The 19651-nt window shown below is 38.7% G+C and carries 20 protein-coding genes and 1 riboswitch; of the genes, 1 reads left to right on the top strand and 19 read right to left on the bottom strand.

Going from position 1 to position 19651, the window contains the following annotated elements; translation table 11 throughout:
* Nucleotides 1-93: 93 nt before the first annotated feature.
* The 12 genes from ACOEN1_RS11810 to ACOEN1_RS11755 all read right to left on the bottom strand — a co-directional run bounded on the left by ACOEN1_RS11810 (nt 94) and on the right by ACOEN1_RS11755 (nt 12158).
* A complete protein-coding gene (locus ACOEN1_RS11810) occupies nt 94-1023 on the bottom strand; it encodes a CobW family GTP-binding protein (RefSeq protein WP_422487114.1) in 930 nt (309 codons plus the stop codon).
* Nucleotides 1023-1427 (bottom strand): arsenate reductase ArsC, encoded by a 405-nt coding sequence (locus ACOEN1_RS11805; RefSeq protein ID WP_422487113.1) that lies wholly within the window; start codon nt 1425-1427, stop codon nt 1023-1025. Before ACOEN1_RS11805 ends, ACOEN1_RS11810 begins: the two co-directional genes overlap by 1 nt.
* 12 nt (nt 1428-1439) lie before the next feature.
* The gene (locus tag ACOEN1_RS11800) at nt 1440-1751 is read right to left on the bottom strand and encodes an ArsR/SmtB family transcription factor (protein ID WP_422487112.1); all 312 of its coding nucleotides are present in this window, start codon (nt 1749-1751) and stop codon (nt 1440-1442) included.
* A gap of 225 nt (nt 1752-1976) precedes the next feature.
* Nucleotides 1977-2540 (bottom strand): hypothetical protein, encoded by a 564-nt coding sequence (locus ACOEN1_RS11795; RefSeq protein ID WP_422487111.1) that lies wholly within the window; start codon nt 2538-2540, stop codon nt 1977-1979.
* Between the two features lie 281 nt (nt 2541-2821).
* Nucleotides 2822-4459: a chaperonin GroEL gene (groL, locus tag ACOEN1_RS11790; protein WP_422487110.1), complete on the bottom strand. Its 1638-nt coding sequence runs from the start codon at nt 4457-4459 to the stop codon at nt 2822-2824.
* A gap of 234 nt (nt 4460-4693) precedes the next feature.
* The gene (locus ACOEN1_RS11785; RefSeq protein WP_422487109.1) at nt 4694-4978 is read right to left on the bottom strand and encodes a co-chaperone GroES; all 285 of its coding nucleotides are present in this window, start codon (nt 4976-4978) and stop codon (nt 4694-4696) included.
* A gap of 204 nt (nt 4979-5182) precedes the next feature.
* On the bottom strand, nt 5183-5863 hold the full coding sequence (locus tag ACOEN1_RS11780) for a DUF554 domain-containing protein (protein ID WP_422487108.1): 681 nt from the start codon (nt 5861-5863) through the stop codon (nt 5183-5185).
* Between the two features lie 235 nt (nt 5864-6098).
* Nucleotides 6099-8186, bottom strand: coding sequence for a DUF3160 domain-containing protein (locus tag ACOEN1_RS11775; protein ID WP_422487107.1), 2088 nt, complete (start codon nt 8184-8186; stop codon nt 6099-6101).
* The gene (locus tag ACOEN1_RS11770) at nt 8179-8862 is read right to left on the bottom strand and encodes a hypothetical protein (RefSeq protein WP_422487106.1); all 684 of its coding nucleotides are present in this window, start codon (nt 8860-8862) and stop codon (nt 8179-8181) included. Before ACOEN1_RS11770 ends, ACOEN1_RS11775 begins: the two co-directional genes overlap by 8 nt.
* A gap of 122 nt (nt 8863-8984) precedes the next feature.
* Nucleotides 8985-9866, bottom strand: coding sequence for a DNA-3-methyladenine glycosylase family protein (locus ACOEN1_RS11765; protein ID WP_422487115.1), 882 nt, complete (start codon nt 9864-9866; stop codon nt 8985-8987).
* Between the two features lie 219 nt (nt 9867-10085).
* Nucleotides 10086-11351: a Glu/Leu/Phe/Val family dehydrogenase gene (locus ACOEN1_RS11760; RefSeq protein ID WP_422487105.1), complete on the bottom strand. Its 1266-nt coding sequence runs from the start codon at nt 11349-11351 to the stop codon at nt 10086-10088.
* Nucleotides 11352-11522: 171 nt separating this feature from the next.
* Nucleotides 11523-12158, bottom strand: a complete 636-nt coding sequence (locus ACOEN1_RS11755) for a redox-sensing transcriptional repressor Rex (RefSeq protein WP_422487104.1) — start codon at nt 12156-12158, stop codon at nt 11523-11525.
* 172 nt (nt 12159-12330) lie between these two features.
* On the opposite strand from ACOEN1_RS11755, the gene ACOEN1_RS11750 reads away from it, so the two are divergent.
* Entirely contained in the window at nt 12331-14238 is a 1908-nt protein-coding gene (locus tag ACOEN1_RS11750) for an ABC-F family ATP-binding cassette domain-containing protein (RefSeq protein ID WP_422487103.1), read from the top strand.
* Nucleotides 14239-14379: 141 nt separating this feature from the next.
* Here the strand turns inward: ACOEN1_RS11750 and tsaD are convergent, their stop codons facing one another.
* From tsaD to ACOEN1_RS11715, 7 genes are all read right to left on the bottom strand, one after another.
* On the bottom strand, nt 14380-15387 hold the full coding sequence (gene tsaD, locus ACOEN1_RS11745) for a tRNA (adenosine(37)-N6)-threonylcarbamoyltransferase complex transferase subunit TsaD (RefSeq protein ID WP_422487102.1): 1008 nt from the start codon (nt 15385-15387) through the stop codon (nt 14380-14382).
* 10 nt (nt 15388-15397) lie between these two features.
* Nucleotides 15398-15844 (bottom strand): ribosomal protein S18-alanine N-acetyltransferase, encoded by a 447-nt coding sequence (gene rimI, locus ACOEN1_RS11740; protein ID WP_422487101.1) that lies wholly within the window; start codon nt 15842-15844, stop codon nt 15398-15400.
* A gap of 2 nt (nt 15845-15846) precedes the next feature.
* Complete coding sequence (gene tsaB / locus ACOEN1_RS11735) at nt 15847-16542, bottom strand: tRNA (adenosine(37)-N6)-threonylcarbamoyltransferase complex dimerization subunit type 1 TsaB (RefSeq protein ID WP_422487100.1); 696 nt, start codon at nt 16540-16542, stop codon at nt 15847-15849.
* Nucleotides 16539-16994: a tRNA (adenosine(37)-N6)-threonylcarbamoyltransferase complex ATPase subunit type 1 TsaE gene (tsaE, locus tag ACOEN1_RS11730; protein WP_422487099.1), complete on the bottom strand. Its 456-nt coding sequence runs from the start codon at nt 16992-16994 to the stop codon at nt 16539-16541. The genes tsaB and tsaE overlap by 4 nt, the downstream gene beginning before the upstream one ends.
* A 121-nt stretch (nt 16995-17115) precedes the next feature.
* On the bottom strand, nt 17116-18051 hold the full coding sequence (locus ACOEN1_RS11725) for a hypothetical protein (RefSeq protein WP_422487098.1): 936 nt from the start codon (nt 18049-18051) through the stop codon (nt 17116-17118).
* 129 nt (nt 18052-18180) lie between these two features.
* A complete protein-coding gene (locus tag ACOEN1_RS11720; RefSeq protein ID WP_422487097.1) occupies nt 18181-18789 on the bottom strand; it encodes an ECF transporter S component in 609 nt (202 codons plus the stop codon).
* 81 nt (nt 18790-18870) lie between these two features.
* Nucleotides 18871-18985, bottom strand: a riboswitch (FMN riboswitch).
* 179 nt (nt 18986-19164) lie between these two features.
* Nucleotides 19165-19299 carry a hypothetical protein gene (locus tag ACOEN1_RS11715; protein WP_422487096.1) on the bottom strand — a complete coding sequence of 45 codons (135 nt, stop codon included), beginning with the start codon at nt 19297-19299 and terminating at the stop codon, nt 19165-19167.
* Nucleotides 19300-19651: the final 352 nt, after the last annotated feature.

Below are 19651 nucleotides of genomic sequence, written 5' to 3'. Positions count from 1 at the left end.
TTATTCGACAAAAAAAAGAAAAGTCCTTTTTGCTTAAGGACTTTTCCCAAATATTTTTTCACTTTTTCAGTGGCCTCCCTTAAGCTCCTATCTCTATCTCATCTTCATTGGAATTCCAACCTTTTCATCCCAGGCTTTAGCCATTGGTCTGATTATTTGCGGACCAATTTTTGATATGACTACAAGCTGCTCTTCATTTCTTGACTCAGTTGTCTTGATATCCAGTCTGTTTCCAACAACATCTATCTGGCTCCAGCCATCTTCCAGTCTTGCAAATCCTTTTATTCTATATGCATCTTTTTTAATCTCATCAATAAAATCTGAAAGCTTCTTTGACTCCAATGGACTATCGAAGTTTATGGTCAGTGTCTTTGGCTTATTCTCTGGTACATTTGTTGTATCCTCTGATTCAGACCATTTGTATTGCATCAAATCTTCTTTCAGGAAATTGTAATCCAATCTTCCATGACTTGATGTTTCAATAGGTACTCTTGGATTTATTTCCTTTATTCTCTCAATTATGCCAGCAAGTCTTTCTTCATCTACAAGGTCAGTCTTGCTTAAGACCGCCAGATGACAGTGTTTAATCTGTCTCTCAACAGTTTCAAGGTCATCCAGTTGGTCCATAAAGTTTAGCGCATCAGCTACACATATTGCACCCTTGTACTGATATATGTCTCCTTTAAAAGATTTCACACCTGCCATTATTTCACCGATATTTGATGGATCTGCAAGTCCCGATGACTCAACAAAGAGATACTTGATGTCCTTGTCTGCCATTTCCAGCATTGACTGTGCAAAATTTAGCTTCAGGCATGAGCAGAATATTGATCCCCTGTTGATTTCTGTAAGCTGTAGTCCATCTTTCCTTATGATGTCTCCATCTATCCCAATCTTTCCAAATTCATTCATTATGACGCCAACCTTTTCATGAGAAAGTTCCTCAAGAATATTCCTGAGGAAAGTAGTTTTTCCTGCTCCCAAAAAACCAGTCAGCAAGTATAAGTCTATCTTCTTTTTCACTACTTGTTCTCCTCTTCTTTGACTCTTCTGATAAGGTCTTCAACCTTTTCCTTGATTATATCTCTTGTCTCTCTAAAATCCTCAATTGGTCCACCTGAAGGATCATCCAATCCCCAGTCCTCCATAAATCTATTTGGTAGAAATGGGCATACTACATTACACCCCATGGTTATAAGATAATCAACTTCATCAGGTATCTGGGTCATTAGTTTAGGGTAATGATCCGACATATCAACACCTGCTTCTTCCATTACTTCTATCGCCAATGGTTTTACTTCTGGGTATTCCTCTGTTCCAGCAGAATATACCTCAAAATCATTGCCGCCGAGATTTTTCAGCCAACCTTCTGCCATTTGAGATCTGCAAGAATTATGCACACACACGAATGCTACTTTCGTTGCCACAAAATCACTCCTTTACAGTTTGCATATTTTTGTTTTTCTATAACAAATACAATCCTCTTTTTGATTAGTCAGATAATTTATGTATTCTGACAAATCTTCAACTACATCGTGGTTGATGCTGTAGTTAACCCATTTCCCAGCTTTCTTACCTTCTACTACCCCTGATTTTACCAAAATTTTCATATGGTGAGATATTGTTGGCTGCGTAAGTTCCAAACCTTCCATGATGTCACAAGCGCACATATCTCCACATGAAAGCATGTCAAGAATCAAAAGCCTATTTTTGTCAGCTAATGCCTTTAAAACCTCTACTCTACGATCCATACCTACACCCCTTTATGACCTTTATATTTAAATTTATCTATCTATATGTTAAAATAATAACCCACTTTCGCGGGTTTGTCAATGGTTTGTCAATGATTTTATTTAGATGCTTATTTTGCATTTTTTCTTTGTTATCCAAAATGCTACTTTTAATCATAAACCGAGGGTATTATAGTTTTTTCAAATTTCAAATTTCGTAATTGTGATACACAAGGCATGGATTTATTAACCAGCAATTGCGACCTCCAATTGAGGTTGTCTATATTCCCTTAGGTACCCAGAAAACACAGGCTCAAGTTCTCCATATTCCAGAATATCCATCGGCGATGTTAATCCTGGATGCTTCTGTGTTAATTCAATTCCACTTTTTAAAAAAACTTCAGAAACAAATTGTGAGCAAAAGTACTTATATTTCCGTGAAAGCGGATAGTTTGCCGTAGCTGTCAGTATTCCAAGAAAGTTGTATGTATACTTGTGCCCTTCAAATCTGAATCTATCTATTTCCTTGGTTATGCTCGTGTACTGCTCTTCCGTAATTTTGAGTGCATAAACAGAGCAGGTTGTATTGGGAAACCTGCTGAAAGTTCCATAATGTATGTCTTCCCTGACAAATCCTGCAAAAAAAGGATTGTATGGATTTAATCTCCCAAAACTATAGACCTGGTCAAGATTTTCATCCAAGGCTATTGACACGTGAGTATAAGGGTGATCTGTAAAAAGGTTTATGGCTCTTGAGAAAGTTGAACCACTGTGTGAAAAGAGTAGGTATACTAAATATTCTTTTTTCATATGTTCACTCCATCTATATAATACGAACAGGCAATTTCTACTTCTTTTTGCGTCATGAAATTTCCGTTCATGAGTATCAAGAAAAGCTACCTTAAAACATCATTAGATGCTTTTCTTATTATCTTCTAATGATACTCCTTTTTATAAATATTTACAACATAAATTTACAGAAGCAGGAGTACTCAACTTCAAGTCGTAAAGAGGTTTCACTATTCTCTTATATCAGTTAAAATCCCCACCTTCTAGAAGGTGGGGAAAAATAATCCTTATACAATTGGTGGCTACATCATACCGCCCATGCCACCCATACCGCCCATGCCACCCATACCTGCCATTGGGTCTTCTGACTCTATGTCAGATACGGCACTTTCTGTTGTCAGCACCATGGCTGCAACACTTGCGGCGTTTTGAAGAGCTGATCTTGTTACCTTTGTCGGGTCTACAATTCCCTTTTCAACCATATTCACGTATTGTGTGGTTAAAACATCGAATCCTATTCCGGCTTCAGCTGCCTTTACCTTTTCGACAATTATTGATCCTTCAATTCCTGCATTAGCAGCAATCTGTCTTACAGGCTCTTCCAAAGCTCTTAATATAATGCTGATTCCCGTCTTCTCATCTCCATCTGCTGATTCTAGGAGAGACTCGACCATTGGAATTATATTTATTAAAACAGTTCCTCCTCCAGGAACAATCCCTTCCTCAACTGCAGCTCTTGTTGCAGCAAGGGCATCTTCGATTCTAAGCTTTCTTTCCTTAAGTTCTGTTTCTGTAGCTGCACCAACCTGGATAACAGCAACTCCACCAGAAAGTTTAGCAAGTCTTTCGGTAAGCTTCTCTCTGTCGAATTCAGAATCTGTGGCATCAGCTTGTGTCTTGATTTGCTTAATTCTTGATTCTATTTCTTCCTGGCTACCTTCACCATTTACAATTACTGTGTTTTCTTTGTCTATCTTGACTTTTGCCGCTCTACCAAGCATTTCAATCTTGGTTTCCTTAAGGTCGTGTCCAAGTTCCTCTGAAACAACCTCTCCACCAGTAAGAATCGCTATGTCCTTAAGCATTTCTTTTCTTCTATCTCCAAATCCTGGTGCCTTGACAGCAACACAGTTGAAGGTTCCTCTAAGCTTGTTTACTACAAGTGTTGCCATTGCTTCGCCTTCGATGTCCTCAGCGATTATTACAAGAGGTTTGCTTTGCTGTACAATCTGCTCAAGTATTGGAAGAATTTCCTGGATATTTGAAATCTTCTTGTCAGTCATAAGGATATATGGATTCTCGTATTCTGCGACCATTTTTTCTGTGTCGGTTACCATATATGCAGAAACATATCCTCTGTCAAACTGCATACCCTCAACAACTTCAAGAGTTGTTCCCATTGACTTTGATTCTTCAACAGTGATTACTCCGTCGTTTCCAACTTTCTCCATTGCGTCTGCAATCAGCTGACCAATTTCTTCGTCAGAAGCTGAAATTGATGCTACCTGTGCGATAGCTTCCTTTGACTCAATAGGTACTGAAGCTTTCTTGATTTCTTCAACCGCTGCAGTTACAGCTTTTTTGATGCCTTTCTGAATAATCATTGGGTTTGCTCCAGCAGCTACGTTCCTGAGGCCTTCTCTTATTATTGCCTGTGCAAGAAGTGTAGCAGTTGTTGTACCGTCTCCGGCCACATCATTGGTTCTTGTTGCCACTTCCTTTACAAGCTGTGCTCCCATATTCTCGAATTTATCTTCAAGCTCAATTTCTCTTGCTATTGTAACTCCATCATTTGTTATTAGTGGAGCACCGAATTTCTTATCAAGAACTACATTTCTACCCTTTGGTCCAAGTGTTACCTTAACAGTGTCTGCAAGCTTGTTTATTCCTCTTTCCATGGATCTACGAGCGTCTTCACCGAATTTTATATCTTTAGCCATATTATATTCACTCCTTTTTAATAATTCTACCCCCTCGATGATTTGCAACAAAATCAGAGATTTTGAGTAAATCTATCGCCGGGCACATTCAATTCACAATTCACAATTCTCAATTCTCAATTTTACTGTAATTCATTAGGGTTAAGATTGTTCACTTAGTATCAGTATTACATATTGTCATCCTGAGCATTGCGAAGGATCTTTGTCTTTTCTCTTCAACTTTCAACTTTGTTCTTAGTCTTCAACTACTGCAAGTATATCCGCCAACTTAAGGATCGTAAGCTCATCTGCATCGACCTTAACTTCTGTACCTGCATACTTTGAGAAGATTACAGTGTCGCCAACCTTCACCTGGTCTTTTCTTTTTTCATCATTAAGGATTTCATCACCAATTGCTATAATTTCTGCCATTAGCGGCTGCTCTTTAGCTGTGGATGGTAATACGATTCCACTTTTCGTCTTTTCCTCGACCTCCATCTTCTTTATTATAATTCTGTCTCCTAAAGGCTTAAGATTCATTAATACTCCTCCTCGATATATAGTCTGTTTTTTGTTAGCACTCATCTTCATCGAGTGCTAACATCTAATTATAATAATACTCTAAAACAAACAGCTAATCAAGTCCATTTTTGACTTGAAAATAAAAATTATTGGATGATTTCAAATTTTATCTGCCATTTGCTTTAGAATACTATGTATTTCTCCTTTTTTCTCCATTTATCTCTAAAATAGAGCCACAACTGTATAATATACTACTGGAATAAAAATTGCCGGTAACATATTTGCTATCTTGACTTTCTTTATGCCAAGAATATTTATACCAATAGCCATAATAAGTATGCCTCCGATTGAAGACATTTCATTTATTACTTCCGGTGTAAGCAGATCCTTGACTGAGCTTGCCAAAAGAGTTATCGCACCCTGATAAACAAATACAATAATTGCGGAAAATGCAACCCCGATTCCAAATGTTGATGCGAAAATCACTGCAGATACACCATCAAGCACAGACTTTGCATAAAGGGTTTCATGATTCCCTGTCAGTCCGGATTCCAATGCTCCTAGAATAGCCATGGCTCCTATGCAGTATACAAGAGATGCCATTATAAAGCCTTTTGAAAAATTGGAGTCACCCTTGCCAAACCTTTTTTCCATATTTATTCCCAGATTTTCAAGCTTCTTGTCCAAATCGAACTTTTCTCCGATTATACTTCCCACAACAATACTTGCAAGCACTACAATCAGGTTATTCATTTCCATAGCGCCCATTATTCCAATTATTACAACTGCCAGAGCCATGCCATCCATTATTGTACTTGTATATTGCTCCTTGATTCCTTTTTTGAGAAGGATTCCAAGCATCGCTCCTGCAACGATTGCAATACTGTTAACAATAGTTCCCATCATTATTATCACCTGTCCATTTTTAGTCTACTATATTAAATAATATCGCAAAATACTAAATTTATCCAGAGAAAAATGGAAAATGAATGAACTACCAGAGTTCAGATTTCTCTGGATAAGGACACTAACCATTGAAAAGTCTGCATGATTAAGCGAACATATGGAAATGCTACATCATCTCTCAAACTAAAAAAGGGAGAATTAAAATTTCAATTCTCCCTTAAGCTCATTATTTTTACTTTATAAAACTCTCAGTCCACTTTTGCATTGGTGGATTGGTGCCATCCACTATCATCTTTTGCCACTCTTCATCAGTCAATCTTTTCTCAGAAAAGAATTCATGGAAGCTCATCACAGCACCTCTTGTAAGGTAAAGCTCACCATCAATTGGAGTTAGAACATAAATCTCATATGCTGGACCTACCCCTGCAACCATTACCCCATCCCTTCCAACAGTATGATAATCTGCAATAACAGCCATGTCTTTGTCGGTTTCGGATGTAATTTCATGCCATTTTGTTCCCTGACCTGCAAATGAACTGGTCAAATCCTCAAGAATTCCACCATAGATCTTTATTCTGTCGTGTTCCTCCTCAGTCAAAGGTATATCCTTAAGTTGCTTCTCTGATGCATCTATCAGAAACTGGAGAAGCCACTGGAATCTCTCCAATTTATAGTCGATCTCATCAATTTCCAGATCCCATTCCATCAAAGCATCCCTTGAATAATCAGTTAGCCATAGAAGTCTCTCGTATACAGGGATATTAGGCTCAACATAGCCTGGAACTCTAACGTATTCAGCCCCACCCATTTCTGCTCCAGATGCCTTGCCATAAAGTACGGTATCATGCTTCAATTCTGCCCATGAACTAAGGGCAGTATTAAGATTTTTGTCCTCCCATGCCTGGTTTTTCATGAACTCTGGCATTGTATCTTCTGCTGGCCCAAGAAGACCATCTAGAACCCACATCCAGCCAGTGTAAAGATTTCTCTTCCAGTCCTTTTCTTCATATCCTGAAAATTCAGTCCGGAGTCTTTCCATTTCCTTAGGATAATCTTCCCACTGTTGATTATCCGGATTTTCAAGTTGAATCTCTTTGGCTCTGTCCGAACCAAGAACAGCCATAACATCCATCCCCGATGGTATCGGTCTGAGAATAGGGTATACAAGCTCCTGTATTATTTGAGAATCAAACACATACCTCTGTCCCATAAATCTAAATTGTTTATCCACCGGGGTATCGATATCAGCATACCTTGCCACTATCCTCGGTGCAGGGAATTCTTTAGACCTTTCGTAGAACTCATCCAAGAGCCCATTATCAGAGAATACATTATAACCACTGTCCTCACCATATATTTCATCTACGGCTTGTGAGTACTCTTTAATTCCCAGGTCATCAGATGAGCCAACAAAAAAGTTTGTGGGTTCATAAATTTGTTCCCATTTCTGAAGCAACTCTTGATCATCTGAAATCATCCTGGATATTAGAATTGCTTGAAGAGTCTGTTCTTCATTTCGCTCTTCCTCATTTTTGTATAGAGGGAATGGAACCTGCCCATACCACATCATGGCAAGGAAATATCTTTCCAAATCCTCTGACCTTGTGTAGTGCCCTCTCGGTATATACTGGCTATAATCCATCTGGAATGGAAATATTGCCGAGTATGTGAATCCTTCCTGATTTTCAATTTTGCTGAATTCCTTATTTGCCATTGCCAATGATTCTTCAGGAATACCGTTCGGCAACTCGTTCTGGAGCAACATATTTGCTACAGAATAATATGCAAGGTTCTTGATAAGTACTATTCTCAAAGCTGGATCATCTACATCATTATATGCCTCAATTGATTTCATCAGCATTTCTTCAGTAAGCTCCTCTGCCAATCCCAACAGCTTTTCATTTTCTATTGTCCTTAGCAAATAGTCATAAAATATATGATAGGTATGAAGGACCGAGTCAGTTGTTATAAACGATGGGATATCACGATACTCATTGTTCTCATATATATAGAAAAGCTGCTTATGCTCTGTTTCTGAAACAAAGAATCTGTTTTGGAGCAGTCTACTTTTCTGTTCCTCTGTCAAATAATCAAAGTCTGACATATTCACTACGTTTGAAAAATCAGCCTCCGGTTGTATGTCTGCAGGTCCCTGATCAGTTTCTTCTTGATCATCCGGTAGGTTAGACGGCTCTTCTGTTTCATCCACTATCTTTGGCTCTTCCTGCTCCGGATTGTCTACATTCCATTTACAACCACTTAAGACTATTGTAAATGCTAGTAAATATGATAATAAAACAATTCTCTTCCTTCTATTCATTGTACTCCCTCCATTCCAGTTCATCTTCCCCTTCAAACACAGAATATCTAACATGGGACATATCTTCCTTAACAAAAGCAAACAGTTCGCTACCATTTGAATAGACCTTCTCAATTGATTCAACAGGCTCTGACTCTTTAAATCCCTCAAAACCAAATTCCCTCCATTTGTAGCTGTTAAGAACCTGTGTATCATCCTGGAGATATTCGATTGCAACTATCTCCATAATTCCATCATCTTCAAAATCATGGAGAATATAATCCTGGAATGGCCTTGAAAGTCTTGATCCCCGCCACTTGGGAACCAGTTCTTCTCCATCGAAATTGTAGAAGAAGGGTCTTTTTGCCATAACAGGGTGTAATGGAGATTTCTTGTAAACACCTATTGAAATTTCGTCTACACCATCTCCGTCCACGTCTCCAACCATAAGCTTCCATGGATTAAGATATGATATATCCTCGCGGTATACTTCCTTTTTACCATCCTCCACAGAATAAATTACTATATCCTTCAAATATTCCTGATTGTCCTCTCCTGTCAGAACCACTAAATGCTTTCCGTCACCAGTCAAGTCTCCCCTGGCATGTTCATGAACCTTATCCTTGTTATAACCCGTCAGGATGCCAGCAAGAGCCATTAGAATCACTGCTATGATAATGTATCCGCTCTTATTCATAAAATCGCCTCACTCCTTGTCTATGACTAAAGTATAACAATCTGAAAAATACAATGGGTTACGATATAGTGACAATGTGCTGACAAAAAAGTAAAACCACCGTCGACTGACGATGGCCCAGATTACTTACCTATGCCTAATTCCCTTGCATAATAAAAAAGGTATTGCTGCGCATAACCTGCCAGCTCTCCAAATATCTTTTCACCAGATTCTTCAAGCTCCCTTCTTTTGGCAGGTCTCTTGAAATAAAAGTATTCCATAACCCTCTTAACCCATACATCTACCGGGAAAGCCTCTGTCTTATCATAGGCAAAAAGAAGTATGCATCCGCTTACCTTAGGGCCTACTCCAGGTAATGTGGTCAGCATATTCACAGCATCTGAATACCCTGTTTCAAATATGCACTGGGTATCAAATTCACCCTCAGAAATTCTTCGACTAACTTCTCTGATTCTATCCCCTCTAAATCCTACTCTATACTTTTCTCGAATATACTCCGTACTCTTTGCTGCCAGTTTTTCAGGATCAGGAAAACTGTAATACTCTCTTCCTCGATAGGTCCCAATATACTCGCCAAGGTCATTTGATATCATTTCCACAGCATTCTTAATTCTTTGAATCTGATTATTCGCAGAGATCATAAATGATATTACCGTCTCGTATGGGTCCTGGTTAAGAAGTCTCAATCCATCGCCAAACTGAATAGCTTCCTCTAGAATGGGATCCTTGGAAAGCTCTTTTTTTATCTCACCATAGTCTCTGTCCAGGTCAAAATAGTGATGCCAATATTCCTTCCAATCCTTCTCATCAGATCCATCAATAACTATATTGTCTCCATCCTTAAGAACATTTATAACTTTTCCTCCAGCAACAGTAGTGTAGCTGCCGTCATCCTCTTTATACCATCTGAAACACTGACCGTTCTCAAATATATGGGTAGGATTGAAATCCTTGATGTTCTTCAATACAAGCTTGTTGTCCGCTTTTTCAATTGTGTAGGTCATATGTCTTCCTCCAATACTATTTGAAGTCATTATACTACATTCTATTAATACCCTGTCAATGAATTCATTCTAAATCATATAAACTTGCTTATTTTTGACACAAAAATACTCCCCCTAACATTAACAGTTTTATTATTTAAACCGTCAACATTAAGGGGAGCATATCATTTCTCCCTGCCTCAATCATTCAAATCTATAATATTTCAAAGCCTTGGTTAATTAGTACCATCCTCTAAGCTTCATTGCTTCAGCAACCTTCTTAACTGAGTGCAGGTAAGCTGATCTTCTCATTGGTACATTGAACTCTTCCATGATTTTCCAAAGAGAATTGAATGCGTTAACCATTGCGATTTCTTCCTTCTCTTCAACTTCCTTCTCGCTCCAGTAGTATCCGTAAAGATTCTGTACCCACTCAAAGTATGATACAGTTACTCCACCTGCATTAGCAAGGATATCTGGTGCAACTATGATTCCTTTTTTCTCAAGAATTTCATCAGCTTCAGGTGTTATAGGGCCGTTAGCTGCTTCAATTATAAGCTTAGCTTTGATCCTGTCAGCATTTTCTAGAGTTATTGCATTCTCAAGAGCTGCTGGAATCAAAATATCCACTTCTAAGTCCCAGAACTCATCAAGAGTCATCATTTTTGCATTTGGATAGTTTGCAAGAGTCTTGTTCTCATTTTGATATTCTGCCAACTCTGCGTAGCTAAATCCATCTTCTCTATAAATTGCAAATGTACCGATTTCTCTGTTCCACTCACCAACTGCAACTATTTTTGCTCCTTGTCTCTCAACGTTTTTAACTGCAAAGCTTCCAACGTTTCCGAATCCTTGAATAGCAACTGTTGCTTCTTTGATATCAAGTCCAATCTTCTTGGCTGCTTCTCTAGTTACAACTCCAACCCCAAATCCAGTAGCTTCGTTTCTTCCAAGTGAACCACCCCACTCAACTGGTTTACCTGTAATAACTCCTGTATTCATGGATCCTGTTAGTTTGCAATACTCATCTACCATCCAAGCCATTATCTGACCATTAGTATTTACATCAGGTGCTGGGATATCTATTTTCTCGCCTAAGTACTTGTAAAGACCTTGGATATATCCTCTTGACAATCTCTCAAGCTCTCCTTGTGAAAGCGTTGATGGGTCAACAGTTATTCCACCTTTACCTCCACCGTAAGGGATTCCTGTTACGCAACACTTAAATGTCATCCATACTGAAAGTGCTTTTACTTCGTCAGGGTTAACTCCTGGATGAAAACGTATTCCACCTTTACCTGGTCCAACAGCGTCACTGTGCATTGATCTGTAGCCTTTGAAAACCTTTACAGAACCATCATCCATTTTTACTGGAATTGAAACTTCGATAAATCTCTTTGGTTCTTTCAGAAGTTCATACACAGATTCTCCGTAGCCCAATGCATCACAAGCATCTTTTACCTGTTTCTGAGCACTTTCCAACGGATTTAGTATTTCTTTTGACATGGTAAAACTACCCCCTTTTATTTAGCTGTGAAAAATTCTCACAATAACTATTAATCTCGATAAAATTATATCATACCGCCCAAGGTATAGCAACCTTAAAACATGAGGAACATTAGTCCTAGCTTTAGAGGGCGATTAGCCATAATTTTATCGAGATTATTATAGTAACACTTATTTAGTTGCAGCTTTCAGGAAATATGATAGAATAAACAAACTTTCATTTAATCTTACATTCTCAAGAATCATGTCCTCAGGTACGTTGATGTCAGCAGGTGCAAAATTCCATACACCCTTTACGCCAGCTTTTACGTAGATATCAGCTACTTCCTGGGCACTATCTTTTGGAGTCGTAATAATTCCAATTTCAACATTGTTTTTCTTGATGAAGTCTTCAATGTGCTCCATATCCTTGATTTCTATATCACGGATTTTTAGGCCTATCACTCTGGGGTTCCTGTCAAACATTGCAAGAACCTTAAATCCCGCATCTTCAAAACCTCTGTAGTTTGCTATTGCCTGACCGAGATTTCCAGCACCTACTATCACTGCATTGTATCTTTGATCGAGTCCCAGGATCTTACCAAGTTCCCTTTGCAGGTCCTCAACATTGTAACCATATCCCTGTTGTCCAAAACCACCAAAATTATTCAGGTCCTGTCTGATCTGTGAAGCAGTAAACCCTGTAAGTACACTCAATTCCTGAGAGGATATCCTACTGATTCCCTTATCCATAAGGTCGCTGAGATAACGATGATACTTAGGTAATCTTCTAATAACGGTCAATGATACCTTATTATCTTTGCCCAATAAATTCACCACCTATCTAGAATTCTGGGTTAATTATACCATTGCATAAATTATATGTCAATTTATTCACAGGCCTTTAACAATCTTTTTGTATTCCGTGTAAGCATTGATTTTGCTTTTAAAGAGATGCTTTTTCTGTTAGAATAGTCATAGGAATCATGGAGGGATAAAAATGCCAATACTCACTGCTAATCATATATATAAATCTTACGTTGTGGATCCGATTCTGGAAGACATAAGCTTCCATGTCGAGTACGGCGATAAGATAGGTGTTCTAGGACTAAATGGAACCGGAAAAACCACCCTTTTTCAAGTACTCTCAGGAAGACTTCATATGGATCAAGGCCAGGTACAACTGCAAAAGGGTTTAAAAATAGGATATCTTGAGCAACATACAAAAATTGAGAGTCAGTTGAACATATTTGATGAATGCCTTTTAGTCTTTGAAAATCTTATTCAAATGGAACAATGGTTGAGAAAAGTGGAAATAGAAATTTCCCAGTCAAACCAAGAGGACCAAAACAAGCTTGAAAAACTCATGGATGAATATGGACATGCGCTAGAAGAATTTACAACCCTTAATGGTTATGGATATAAATCAGAGATAAGAGGAGTACTTAAGGGACTGGGTTTTGGAGAAGACGATTTTGAAAAACCCGTTGAAATACTTAGCGGCGGACAGAAATCAAGATTATCCCTTGCAAAGCTTCTTCTGGAGAAACCGGATCTTCTTTTATTGGATGAACCTACAAACCATCTTGATATAGCTGCCATAAGCTGGCTGGAAAAATTTCTTAAAGATTACAAGGGCTCCAGCCTGATAATATCTCATGATAGATATTTTCTGGACCATGTTGCCAATCGCATATTCTATATGGAGAATCGTAGTTTACAAAGCTATAATACAGATTACACAGGATTTATGGTTCAAAGAAAAAAAGAGCTTGAAATAATGAAAAGACAGTATGATAACCAGCAAAAAGAAGTAAAGCGTCAGGAAGAAATAATCCAGCGTTTTATGAACTATGGTGGAGAAAGATATACAAGACAAGCAAGAAGCAGACAAAAAATGTTGGATAAGATCAAGCTTGTACCAAAGCTAGATGAAACAAAGAAGGCTACCTTCAGATTTGATCCTGAAACACGGTCTGGTAGAGATGTTCTACACGCAGAAGGAATATGTAAAAGATTTGACGACCTGAACCTATTGGAGGATATTTCTCTTGATATCTACAGAGAGGAAAAAGTAGGTCTCATCGGCCCAAATGGCGTCGGTAAAACTACCTTGTTCAGAATCCTTCTGGGACAGGTTGAAAGTGATAGAGGCACGGTAAAACTTGGTCAACATGTTTATCCTGGATATTTTGACCAGGAAATGAGTGATTTGAATCTTCATAAGACAGTACTGGATGAAATATGGGATTCATATCCACTTCTGGACCATTATCAGATAAGAACATATTTGAGTCAATTTCTGTTTGTTGGGGATGATATCTTCAAGGAGATTCATGAGTTAAGCGGTGGTGAAAAAGCAAGGGTGGCTCTTCTTAAGCTAATGCTTTCAAAGTCAAATTTTCTTCTTATGGACGAGCCCACAAATCATCTGGATATTGACTCCAAAGAGGTCCTTGAGGATGCACTTAGAAATTACTCAGGAACCATATTCGTAATATCTCACGACAGATACTTCTTAAACCAGGTAGCAACGAAAATATTGGAGCTTACTGAAGATGGAATCACTGAATATATTGGCAACTACGATTATTACCTTGAAAAAAAGGCAATCCTTTCAATACCTGATGAAGAAGACGAGGATCAGAAAACCAAAACTCAAATTAAACTTGAAAAAAAGAAGGAAAAAGAGATCCTTAAGAAGGAAAAAGAATCTAGGAAGTTGATTAAAAACCTGGAGACAACTATCTCAAACCTTGAAGATAAAATCAAGGAAGTTGATCGAAAACTTTCCGATCCTGATATTTATAATGATCATCAGAATGTGCTCAAGCTGTCCAATGAAAGAGAATCCCTTCAAAATCAACTTGATGAGATTTATGCACAGTGGATGGAATTTGAGGAGTAATCATTACAATATATCCACAGTATCCACAGGTTTACCCCCAGTTATCCACTGTATTCAACTAGTTTTCCTAATTTTTCCCACATTATCCACAGGCAGATTAAAAACAATCCCCATATGTTGTGGACATTTTGGGGATTGTTTTTAATCTAGAAATCCAAGATTGGGCATTACTTTCATATGAAAATCTGATGTTTTTCCGTTAATAAAATTATAGTATCCCGCCGAACCAATCATTGCAGCATTGTCTGTGCATAGCTCCATTGATGGGTAAAAGATATCCACATTCTCGTCTTTACCACGTTGCTCCATCATTTCCCTTAATCCTTTATTGGCCGCCACACCACCGGCAATGACTATTTTGCTTCTTTTGTTCTCTTTAGCCAACCTAAATGACTTTTCAACCATAACATCAAGCACTGCCTTTTGAAAACTAGCAGCAACATCCGCTACATTTGGCTCTTCATCCTTCTGTTTCATCTGATTAAGATAATTAAGAACCGCCGTCTTCAATCCACTGAAGCTAAAATCATAGCTGTCACTCTCTAAAAACACTCTTGGAAAATCTATTGCATCTCCATTTCCCTCAAGAGCCAGTTGATCTATGTGAGGTCCTCCAGGATAAGGAAGTCCCAGCGCTCTTGCAACCTTGTCAAATGCCTCTCCTGCTGCATCATCCCTTGTCCTTCCATGCAATTTATATTCCTGGTAATCAAGTACATCTATCAAATAGGAATGTCCCCCAGATACAATCAGACATGTAAATGGCGGCTCCAAATCCCTGTGCTGAATGTAATTTGCACATATATGTCCCTCGATGTGATTTACTCCAACGATTGGAATATCTAGTCCATATGCTATTGCCTTAGCTGAAGACAGACCTACAAGAAGAGCTCCCACAAGGCCTGGACCCTGGGTAACGCTAATAAAATCAATGTCCTTAAATCCCACCTTGGCTGCATCGAGTGCTTCCTGAATTATTACATCGATCCCCTCAATATGCTTTCTGGAAGCAATCTCAGGAACTACTCCTCCATACTCCCTATGGATTTCTATCTGAGAGGAAATTATATTTGAAAGAACCTCTCTTCCATCCTTTACCACTCCGCATGATGTCTCATCACAGGATGTCTCTATTGCCAATGTTAACATTTTCTCACCTCTAGTTCTGCTTTCTCCACATTATTATTGCATCTTCCTTGGTATCTGTGTAATAGCCAGGTCTTTTCCCGGCATCTACAAAACCATGCTTACTATATAGGCTTCTTGCCACGGTATTTGATTCCCTAACCTCAAGAGTTATATTTGGAATTCCGTTCTTCTCACAGTAATCCACTATACCCATTACTAACGCATCGCCGATACCCTTGCCTCTGAAATCCTTCCTTACGGCAATATTTGTGATATGTCCCTCATCCAAAATCTTCCAAAGTCCTCCGTATCCTGCAATCTGGCTATCTACTTCAGCTACAATATACATTGCAAGCATGTTTTCCACTATTTCCTTTTCAAAGGACTCCTCGGACCATGGAGTGGTGAATGTCGCTTTTTCTATCTCAAGAACTTCCCTGATATCTTCTTTAGTCATTTCTCTTAGTATTATTCTCATGGTTAACTCTTCTTGCTCATCATTCGCTGAGCCTGCGAATCTCTTAAATAATCTGGTGCCAGGGTGAACATGTCATCTGACTCGCCTCTTTGTAGTCTTAGCATTCCCAGCCTGCAAACACTGCTTGCTCTGCTTAAATTAAGGGTTCCTGGAGCAAATACAACCTTGCCAACTATTCCTTCCGAAAATTCCCTTTTATATCTGGTTGCTCCGTCTCCAACCAGAATCACCTTTTCATAACTGTTGTTAATCATCCCGATAAGATTCTCCACCTCAATTGCATCAGGCTCAAGAAGTGTCTCCCATTGATTGTTTTCCATTGTATAAACTGCCGTAAAAACCCTGTCCCTTCTGGCATCCATCATAGGTACAACAACCGAGTGACCGTACATGTTATCTGCAAGAACCTGTAATGATGATACGCCTACTATGGGTTTCCCAGTTACATGGGCAAATCCCTTGGCTGTAGCCAAACCAATTCTAAGGCCCGTAAAGGATCCCGGCCCTGTTGATACTGCAAAACCATCAATATCACTCAATTTCATATCAAGATTATTCATCAATGCCTCTATCATAGGTACAAGTGCTTCAGAATGGCTCATGTCAAGACTTAGGGAAAACTCACCCAATAGCATCTCATCTTCCATAACGGCGCAGGTTGTCATCATTGTCGATGTGTCCAGTCCAAGTATTTTCATTTTATCAGCTCCCTAGCAAGAAACTCGTTTCTGTCCCCATATGGTATCAATTCAATTTCTCGTTCATCTGGATCTAATGTGGTATTGATCCATACTTCCAATCTATTCTCCGGTAGAAATTCTTCAATATTCTCAGCCCACTCTATCAAGCAAACACCTTTGCCGTAGAAATAATCCTCAACTCCCAGGTCGAATAACTCTTCGCCATTATTTAATCTGTAAACGTCGAAGTGATACAAGGGATGTCTTCCCTCGTATTCATTTATTATTGCAAAGGTTGGACTAGTAATATAGTCATCTACTCCCATGCCAAGTCCAATCGACTTGCTAAGAGTTGTTTTACCTGCTCCGAGATCTCCATTTAAGCAGATTACATCGCCTGGTTCCACTAATTCTCCAAGCTTTCTTCCCAGTTTATCTGTATCTTTTATTCCCTTAACCCTAATCTTCATTTTCTACCTTCCCATTTCCAATTCTATTACCCAATCATATCAACACTCAATTATATCAAATGAAGAACTTATACACAAATACTTAAAAATCGAGAAGTACCGCAACTGATTGCAGATGACCTTAATCATTAAGTATTCTGTCTATTTCATGCTTGGTCTCTTTAATCTCTTTCTGAAGCTCTGATTGCTTAACTATTAGGTTATGAACTATGCTCTCAATACTTCTATTGGCATCTTCGACATGTGAGATGGAGTCATTTATTTTTGATTGAACAAACCAGTCTGCAATGAGTCCATCCAGAAAGAAGTCTGCAAATGATGCAAAAGCTGAAATGTTAACCTCAATATTTGTGAATTCATTTACATCGGATAGCTCTTTCCTAAACGTTCTCAACTTGTGCTGAACCTCTCGTGCCCTGCTGTTTGCTTCATCTATAGCCGAGTGCTTGGCGATATTGGAGATCAAACCTCCTCCAAGCAGATCCCATGTACCCCAGCCCTTTGCAGATTGGAGTTTTTCCCTGACACCCTCAAGGGATTCGAGCGTTGATCCACCTGCTGATATTGCTTCCCCAACTTCCTTGATATCCAACTCCAACTCATCTGCTTTTATCAGCTTCTGGCCCAAAACCTTGCCATATTCTCCTCCTGATTGAACAAGAAGCGTTTCTTTTTCCTTTAATAGCTGTTCATAATCACTTTGGATTTCTCCAAATTTTGAAAGAAGCAAATCAGCTTCAGAAAGGTCTCTCTTTAGTTGGTCAATATAAGACTGGCATTCTTCGTAACTTGCCTTTGCCCTTAAATATTCTTCCCTTTCCCTATCAAGAGTTTCCTCTTTCTTTCCCGCTATTGATAGAAATAGAGACCGGACACTGGTGTTCTCAAGATTTTCAACATCCCTTAGCTCCTTATCGTGTTCATCTAGAAGCTGCCCTCTAAGTCTTACTTGCCTGGTCAGTTCATCTTGAATTGAATCTTTCAATGTTTTTAGCTTGTTGTATTCCCTAAGCCTATTCTTAATTTCAATTATTTCACTATTAAGTCTTTCAAGCATAGCGCACCCCTCATTCTACAATCTGTTTTGTCTAACTATTTCAGCTTAACACAGGAAGGCTATTCTTTCCATATCATCGTTCAATTATCAAAAAAACAAGGACCTGGGGGTCCTTGTCATAAGTTCTATCTAGTTGTGTAGAAGCGGTGATACCTTCTTGTAAATCAAAATTGTTATCGCTGTAAGCAAGGTTCCTTTAAGAAGATTGAACGGTACTATTGCATAGATTATCATGGTCTTCATATCCACGATATTCGAGTTAACTGCCGTACCCATTTCAACAAGATTCTCTATTGGCCATCCAAACAGCTTAGCGTAGAATGGGAACATTATATAGTAGTTTGCAATTGAAATTACTATTGTCATAACAATCGTTCCAAGTACAAGACCTATTACTGCCCTGTTGAATGTCTTCTTCTTGAAGTACACAAATCCTGCAGTATATGCAAATGCACTTCCCACTACAAAGTTTGCAAATTCTCCAATCCCTCCGGTAGTAGATCCTTCGATTACAACATTAAGGACATTCTTAAGTAACTGAATTATCACTCCAACCATTGGTCCCATTGCAAATGCTCCAATCAATGCTGGCAAATCTGATATGTCGATTTTGATAAAAGGTGGAGCCAACCATACCAGGGGTATTTCGAAAAACATCAGTACAAATGAAATTACTCCCAGTACTGAAACCTTCACCATTGTTCTTGTGTTCCAACCTTCTCTGCTTAGTGTGTACATGTAATCCCTCCATATTTTTATATTACTTCGGGAATCAAAAAAGCCCCAAAGCAATCTTCGGGGCTCAAAATACTAAAGAAATATCATCTTCTTTCATCCAGACTTTAACTGTCGGCTCTGGAATTCAACCAGATCAACCTTTCGGTTCGCGGGCTTTACCGCCGGTGAGGACTTGCACCTCGCCCTGAAGATATATCTACTATTATAATATCGAAGGTCATCTATTCTGTCAAGCGATATATTATAATTTTTGATAAAATAATATCAAAACACTATTAAAGGAAGTACCTATTTTGCTTCGCCAGTAAAGTATTACTGACTCGCTCTCGGATTCAAGATTAGAGATTCATCACCCTCATCTCAAAAATTGGTTTGCTATCGATTAAGCTTAAAACTGATTATCAGTATATCAAGTTCTTTTGCATAAGAATCGCCAGCAGCTATACTGGTAATCACGCAAACCAGTGTGATTTTTTCACCTCGTGTGAATAATCTTGCTAATCTTTCCATATGTTCGCTTTGTCATTAATACTTTCCCTGCTCCCATTGTAAACTGAAAATAATGCCATCCAGGACTTTCCTAGAAGAATCTAAATACAAGATCTTTCCGCTACTAGTCTCAAGCTCGAAAGGTGCTTTGCCAAGCTGTTCATATGAAAGAACGACAGAAAAACCCAGCGAGGATTTTGGAATGCTTTGATTCCTCCAAGCGAAGCGGCATAGGAATCAATGGAGAAAACGAGCTGATGATTTTTACATGTGCCCAGCAATAGAAATATCCAAAATGGGGATGCGGACAAAATCTTGGACAAATAGTCTAGGAGGGTGTCTATGTATTCCAGAGAAGAGAGAAACAGAGCAA

Origin of the sequence: Gudongella sp. DL1XJH-153, assembly GCF_049310905.1 — a bacterium.
Lineage (GTDB): Bacteria > Bacillota > Clostridia > Tissierellales > Tissierellaceae > Gudongella.
This window is presented reverse-complemented; position numbering and strand designations above follow the sequence as displayed.

Coding starts and splice junctions, on each gene's coding strand:
- ACOEN1_RS11800 (WP_422487112.1), bottom strand. CDS start 1,751: ATGGATCGTAGAGTAGAGGTTTTAAAGGCATTAGCTGACAAAAATAGG.
- ACOEN1_RS11795 (WP_422487111.1), bottom strand. CDS start 2,540: ATGAAAAAAGAATATTTAGTATACCTACTCTTTTCACACAGTGGTTCA.
- groL (WP_422487110.1), bottom strand. CDS start 4,459: ATGGCTAAAGATATAAAATTCGGTGAAGACGCTCGTAGATCCATGGAA.
- ACOEN1_RS11785 (WP_422487109.1), bottom strand. CDS start 4,978: ATGAATCTTAAGCCTTTAGGAGACAGAATTATAATAAAGAAGATGGAG.
- ACOEN1_RS11780 (WP_422487108.1), bottom strand. CDS start 5,863: ATGGGAACTATTGTTAACAGTATTGCAATCGTTGCAGGAGCGATGCTT.
- ACOEN1_RS11775 (WP_422487107.1), bottom strand. CDS start 8,186: ATGAATAGAAGGAAGAGAATTGTTTTATTATCATATTTACTAGCATTT.
- ACOEN1_RS11770 (WP_422487106.1), bottom strand. CDS start 8,862: ATGAATAAGAGCGGATACATTATCATAGCAGTGATTCTAATGGCTCTT.
- ACOEN1_RS11765 (WP_422487115.1), bottom strand. CDS start 9,866: ATGACCTACACAATTGAAAAAGCGGACAACAAGCTTGTATTGAAGAAC.
- ACOEN1_RS11760 (WP_422487105.1), bottom strand. CDS start 11,351: ATGTCAAAAGAAATACTAAATCCGTTGGAAAGTGCTCAGAAACAGGTA.
- ACOEN1_RS11750 (WP_422487103.1), top strand. CDS start 12,331: ATGCCAATACTCACTGCTAATCATATATATAAATCTTACGTTGTGGAT.
- tsaD (WP_422487102.1), bottom strand. CDS start 15,387: ATGTTAACATTGGCAATAGAGACATCCTGTGATGAGACATCATGCGGA.
- rimI (WP_422487101.1), bottom strand. CDS start 15,844: ATGAGAATAATACTAAGAGAAATGACTAAAGAAGATATCAGGGAAGTT.
- tsaB (WP_422487100.1), bottom strand. CDS start 16,542: ATGAAAATACTTGGACTGGACACATCGACAATGATGACAACCTGCGCC.
- tsaE (WP_422487099.1), bottom strand. CDS start 16,994: ATGAAGATTAGGGTTAAGGGAATAAAAGATACAGATAAACTGGGAAGA.
- ACOEN1_RS11725 (WP_422487098.1), bottom strand. CDS start 18,051: ATGCTTGAAAGACTTAATAGTGAAATAATTGAAATTAAGAATAGGCTT.
- ACOEN1_RS11720 (WP_422487097.1), bottom strand. CDS start 18,789: ATGTACACACTAAGCAGAGAAGGTTGGAACACAAGAACAATGGTGAAG.
- ACOEN1_RS11715 (WP_422487096.1), bottom strand. CDS start 19,299: ATGGAAAGATTAGCAAGATTATTCACACGAGGTGAAAAAATCACACTG.